We start from the raw sequence: 5,666 nt of genomic DNA on the forward strand, positions 1-5,666 counted from the left end.
GTCCTCGCGTCGGAGGCCGTCGTTGGCTGACTTCTCCCTGGCCTTCCTGGGCATGTTCGAGTCGTTGCGGATGGGCCCGACGTTCGCGCGCGGCCGACGCGACGAACGGGCCGGCCACGTCCGCAGCCTCACCGTTTCCGGCAGCCTGGTCGTCGCCCTGGTCCGCGGCCCCGACGACCCGGTGTCGTTCCGCGCCCGGATCGCGGTCCGGGCCTTCGGCGCCTCCGACTGGGCGCGGGTGGAGTCGGCGCTGGTCGGCGAGGCACGCTTCGCCGCCGACCTGCTGAACGGGCGGATGCCGCCCGGCATCGAGGCGGTCTTCGCCGCTCAGGGGCTCAGCCTGCTGCCGCTGTCGTTCGACGAGGTGGCGCTGGACTGCTCCTGCGAGCGGTGGCCGATGCCGTGCGCCCACCTGGCGGCCACCTGTTACGCCCTGGCCCGGGCCTTCGAGAGCGACCCGTTCGAGGTCTTCACGTGGCGGGGCCGCTCCCGCGACGAACTGTTGATGCGCCTGCGCCGCCTCCGCGAGGCGAGGGCGGTGGACGAGACCTCCGCGGCCTCACCCGCGCCGGGGCGGCTCGCCGCCCCGAATCCGGCCACCGCCTCGGCGGATCCTTCTTCCGGGGCTTCGACGGGCTCCTTCACCGGGACTTCGTCAGGTTCCTCTTCCTGGACTCCGTCGGGCTCTCCGTCGGGCTTCTCGCCCGACCCTTCGCCGGGTTCTTCCGACCCTTCGCCAGGTTCTTCATCCGACCCTTCGCCGGGTTCTTCCGGGACTTCGCCAGGTTCTTTTTCCGACCCTTCGCCGGGCTCTTCCTCCAACCCTTCGCCGGGTTCCTTTTCCGGGACCTCGTCGGGCTCTTCTTCCGCCCCTTCGCCCAACCCTTTGCCGGGTTCCTCTTTCGCCCCTTCGGCGGATTCCTCTTCCGGGACCTCGTGGGGTTCCTCCTCCGAGCCTTCGTCGGGGTCCTCCTCCGGGGCTTCGCCGACCGGCGATTTGGCGGCTTTCTGGGGCACCGGATCGTTCGGCACGACGACCGCGGAGCCGAAATCCGCTGCCACCGAGGACGGGGCAGCGGTGGGAATCCGTCCGGACGCGCTCCTGGACCAGTTGGACGCCCCGGGGCTGACTCACGAGGGACGCCCGATCGCCGAGGTCCTGCGCCCGGCCTACCAGGCGCTACCGGATTCCCCCGCTACTTGAGGTAACCTTTTCGGTACCTATAACGGCTTTAAACCCGTATCGCGGATTTTTTCGTATTCCTGCAAAGATCGGTGCGCGGGATGGCGGCCGGTGGCCTCCGGAGCGCACGAAATCCCAGTTCAGCGGCCGTTTTGCGGCCTGCTGCCGGTCGACCCGGATCAGCTTCACGAACCGATGTGTGCGGATCGGTCGAACGGTCTGGTTCCCGGAATTCGCCGGACCGACGGTAGAGGTTCGTGATCAGCTGGCCGAGTCATGGCGGTTTATACCGAAAAGGTGTGAGATGAAAAACGTGATGCGAACGCTGGCCCTGTCGGGCATGACCCTGGCGGCCGGTGCGCTGCTCGGCATCAGCCCCGCCCAGGCCGCACCCGCCGCCGCTCAGTCGGCCGGCACCGTCTCCGTGCAGAGTGGCTGGGACGACGACGAGTACGTGGCCGACTACTACGACGACCGGTCGGACTGCGAGCGTGCCGGCCGGTTCGGCTATCAGCGGGGCTACTGGGACGACTACTACTGCACCTACGCCTCGGGAAGCTGGGACGGGTCCTGGGCGCTGGTGGTCGAGGAATACCGGCGCTGGAACCGCTGAGACGGCGACCAGCCGTCCGGGCGGCAGGGCTGCTGAAGACGGCAACCGGTCGTCCGGGCGGCAGGGCTGCTGAGACGGCAACCGGCCGTCCGGGCGGCAGCACCGTCCGGACCCCTACGGATCATCATCGGCCCAATCGGTCGCTGATCCGGCGTAAGTGGTGACAACGGCTGCCCCTCACCGCGAGGGGCAGCCGTTTCCCGTGGAATCACCAGGCGACGGGCGCGTAGTCCTTCAGGAAGCAGCCGAACAGATCCTCGCCCTGCTCGCCGCGGACGATCGGGTCGTACACCCGGGCCGCGCCGTCGACCAGGTCGAGCGGGGCGTGGAAGCCCTCCTCGTGAAGCCGCATCTTCGTCGGGTGCGGCCGCTCGTCGGTGATCCAGCCGGTGTCGACGCTGGTCATCAGGATCCCGTCGGCGAACATGTCGTCGGAGCTGGTCCGGGTCAGCATGTTCAACGCGGCCTTGGCCATGTTCGTGTGCGGATGCCCGGCACCCTTGTAACCGCGGGCGAAGATCCCCTCCATCGCTGATACGTTGACCACGTACCGCCGCGGGAATTTTGATTGTGTCATTGCCGACCGCAAGCGGCTGACCAGGATGAACGGTGCGGTGACGTTGCACAGCTGCACTTCGAGCAGCTCCAGCGGGGCCACCTCGTGCACCCGGTCGCTCCAGCTGTTGGTGGCCGTCACGTCGGGGATCAGCCCGCCCGCGTCGATCGCCACCGACCGGGCGGTCAGCGCCATCGACGTCACCTGCTCCGGCGTCAGCATCGGCGAGGACGCCGCGGTCAGGGCGGCGGCCGGCGACGAACCGATCGCGGCCTGCGCGGCGAAATACTCCAGCGCGGGCAGCGGGCCGTCCGGCAGCGGGGCCGTCTCGGCCGCCACGAGTTCGGAGTACGAGCCTGCTGTCCGGCGTACCGTCTGGGCCGCGTTGTTGATCAGAATGTCCAGCGGACCGCGCGCCGCCACCGACTCCGCAAGGCCCACCACCTGCGCCGGGTCACGCAGATCGATGCCGACGACCCGCAGCCGGTGCAGCCAGTCGGCGCTGTCCGGCATCGCCGAGAACCGGCGCACCGCGTCGTGCGGGAACCGCGTCGTGATCGTCAGATCGGCGCCGTCACGCAGCAGGCGCAACGCGATGTACATGCCGATCTTGGCGCGACCGCCGGTGAGCAGCGCCGTCCGGCCGGTCAGATCGGTCCGGGCGTCACGCCGCGAACGGTTCAGCGCGGCACAATCCGGGCAGAGCTGGTGGTACCACGCGTCGACGATCGTGAACCGCTGCTTGCACGTGTAACACCCACGCGCCTGCTTCAGCACCCCGGCCGTTGCACCCTGCACGGTGCTGGTCAGCGGAATCCCGGCGGTCTCGTCGTCGATCCGCCCCGGCGCGCCGGTCGCGGTCGCCTCGGTCACCGACCGGTCGTGCGCGATCACCGCCGCCCGCCGCTCCCGCCGCCGCTGCAGCTTGACCGTCTTGAACAGCCCGGCCGTAGCCCGCCGCAACTCCACCGAGTCCGGATGCTCCGGCGGCAGATCCTGCGCCTCGGCCAGAACCGCCAGACAGATCGCGAGCCGCTCCGGATCCAAACCCACCACGTCCGGTTCGACACTGCCGGTCATTCCTGCGTCCCCCTCAACTTCGGTACCCGCACGCACTGTACTTACCCGCGCTCCTATCGGCCGCGATGCCCCGGCACTGCACAACTTCAACTTCCCAAGCTTGCTCCGGTACGCCGGACAAGCCCAGCCGTCATCCACAGCCCTCTCAGCTGTGGACGACCGGCCCGGTCCCGGGATCCTGCGGGCCGTCGTTGTCCACAGCCTTTCTCAGCTGTGGGTGGCCGGCCTGGTCTCGGGATCCTCCGGGGTATCGTCCGGACCGGGCCGCGCCGGTTTCGGCTGGTGGGCCGGCTTTTCCTGGTCGGCGAGCGACGCGGGCCGCTGGGTGTGCCGATCGTAGGGATGCTCACCCGACCCCGCGGTCCACGACGGCCCGGTGTTGGCCGCCCGCCCCTTGTCCGGCAGGTGATCGGCCAGAGTGGCAGGCCGGATCGTCCCCCGAAGCCGATCGTCGAGCGTCTCCGGCCGCCGCCCACGCTGATACTCGATCTCGTTCCGGCTCCCGTCACCCGCCGGAGCCTGCCCGCCCGAGACATCCTCCAGCGTCCGGGGCCGATAGGGATGCCCGTAGTCGACGTCGTCATCCACAGCCGACTCCCCGGAATCGGGCACCTCGGTGTCGGCCGCAGGCTCGGGCGCACGCTCGGACTGGGTGTCGGCGGCCGGCTCGAACGCCGCCCCCACTTCCTCGACCAGCCCGGACCCCGCCACATCCAACGGAGCCGCTTCCACAACCGGCTCCGTGACGGGTTCCGCAGCCTTCCCCGCGACTTCTTCCACAACCGATTCCGCAGTCCGCTCCGCGACGGGTTCCGCAACCTTCTCAGTGACCGGCTCCGCAACCGGCTCGGCAGCCTGCTCCGTGATCGGTCCCGCAACCGGCTCTGCGGCCTGCTCCGTGATCGGTTCCGCGACGGGTTCCGCGACCGATTTCGGGATGTCGGCAGCTCCGAATTCGCCGGACGAGAACTCGGTGAAATGACTGCCCCGGGCATCAGCGTAGGGATCCACAGCATCGAGAACACTGCTGTCGAGGGATCCCTGCACCGCGCTGGCGTCCGCTTCGGCGGCGGCCGGCTTGCTCAGCCACTCGTCGAGGGTCTCGGGCCGCTTGGAAGCCTCCGTCCCCGTCTCAGAAGCCTGCTCGTCCCGGGACTTCACCGGAGTATCCGCCAGCCAGTCCCCAAGCGTCTGCGGCCGCCGTGCAGCAGGCGATTCCGCATAGGGGTGAGGCAGATCAGCATCCAGCTGAGGAGAGAACCGCGCCGCAGTGGACGGTCCAGGCTCAGACCACCAGGCAGGAGCCTCGACATAGGGCAGAGGCCCCGGACTACCCGGAGCAGGGGAGGAAGGCCCAGCCTCCACCCCTCGACCCGCATCCTGGCGTTCGCCCTTCCCCGTCCCAGGCTCCTGCCCCTGTTCCCGTTCCTGTCCCTGGGCCTGTTCCCGTTCCCATTCCAGGGCCTGGTCCTTGGCCAGTTCCTGGGCCTGTTCCCGTTCCTGGGCCTGGACTTGGGCCAGTTCCTGGGCTTGTTCCCGCTCCTGGTCCTGGGCCAGTTCCTGGGCCGGAGCCTGGGATGCGGGGTAGCCTTGCCCCGGGGATGGTTCGCCCATGCTCGTCCCCGGCGAGTCGAGCGACTCCTCCGAGGCCCCCGATGAAGCGCCCCGATCAAGCCAGTTGAAGGAGTCCGCCCCAGAGTTGACAAGGTTCGCAAGCCGAGGATCCGACCGCCAGGCAAATGGATCCGGAATCCCAGAACCCTCCGCCACAACCGACCCCCCAGCCGACGAACCCTCGCCGCCCGACTCGGCCCCCGCCCCAACCGAAGCCTCTGACAAGCCGCCCTCGCCCGTCTCAACCGTCGCAACGTCAGGGTGCGGGGTGACGTTCTCAACCGCCTCGACGTCAGGGTGCGGCGCGGCGCTCTCAACCGTCTCGATGTCAGAGCTTGGCGCGGCACTCTCGACATCAAGGCCTGCCGAGTCGATCTCGATCGACTCGACCTCAAGATCCGGTGCAACGGTCTTGGCTGCCGCACCATCGAGTTCCGGCGCCGTCGTCTCGAACTTCTCAGCTTCGAACCCCGGGGCGGTGGTCTCGTTGGTCTCGGCACCGAGGCCCAGCCCGGTGTTTTCAATCGGCTCAGCGTCGAGGTCCGGGGTGGCGCTCTTGGCCGGCTCAGCGTCGAGGTCCGGGGTGGCGCTCTTGGCCGGCTCAGCGTCGAGGTCCGGGG

General features: G+C 69.2%; 3 protein-coding genes and 1 pseudogene. 2 read left to right on the forward strand and 2 right to left on the reverse strand.

Going from position 1 to position 5,666, the window contains the following annotated elements; translation table 11 throughout:
* The first annotated feature begins 22 nt into the window (after positions 1-22).
* The gene (locus Aco03nite_RS52615) at positions 23-1,204 is read left to right on the forward strand and encodes an SWIM zinc finger family protein (protein WP_239144897.1); all 1,182 of its coding nucleotides are present in this window, start codon (positions 23-25) and stop codon (positions 1,202-1,204) included.
* Between the two features lie 283 nt (positions 1,205-1,487).
* Positions 1,488-1,796 carry a hypothetical protein gene (locus tag Aco03nite_RS04000; RefSeq protein WP_203793213.1) on the forward strand — a complete coding sequence of 103 codons (309 nt, stop codon included), beginning with the start codon at positions 1,488-1,490 and terminating at the stop codon, positions 1,794-1,796.
* Positions 1,797-2,004: 208 nt separating this feature from the next.
* Here the strand turns inward: Aco03nite_RS04000 and Aco03nite_RS04005 are convergent, their stop codons facing one another.
* Both Aco03nite_RS04005 and Aco03nite_RS04010 read right to left on the reverse strand, forming a co-directional pair.
* A complete protein-coding gene (locus tag Aco03nite_RS04005; RefSeq protein ID WP_203793214.1) occupies positions 2,005-3,432 on the reverse strand; it encodes an SDR family NAD(P)-dependent oxidoreductase in 1,428 nt (475 codons plus the stop codon).
* A 207-nt stretch (positions 3,433-3,639) separates the two neighbouring features.
* Positions 3,640-5,666: pseudogene (locus Aco03nite_RS04010) on the reverse strand (hypothetical protein); the annotation flags it as partial.

Source organism: Actinoplanes couchii (genome assembly GCF_016862075.1).
GTDB classification, from domain to species: Bacteria; Actinomycetota; Actinomycetes; order Mycobacteriales; family Micromonosporaceae; genus Actinoplanes; species Actinoplanes couchii.

Excerpts from the sequence above, each read along its gene's own strand:
- Aco03nite_RS04000 (WP_203793213.1), top strand. The coding sequence starts at position 1,488 with ATGAAAAACGTGATGCGAACGCTGGCCCTGTCGGGCATGACCCTGGCG.
- Aco03nite_RS04005 (WP_203793214.1), bottom strand. The coding sequence starts at position 3,432 with ATGACCGGCAGTGTCGAACCGGACGTGGTGGGTTTGGATCCGGAGCGG.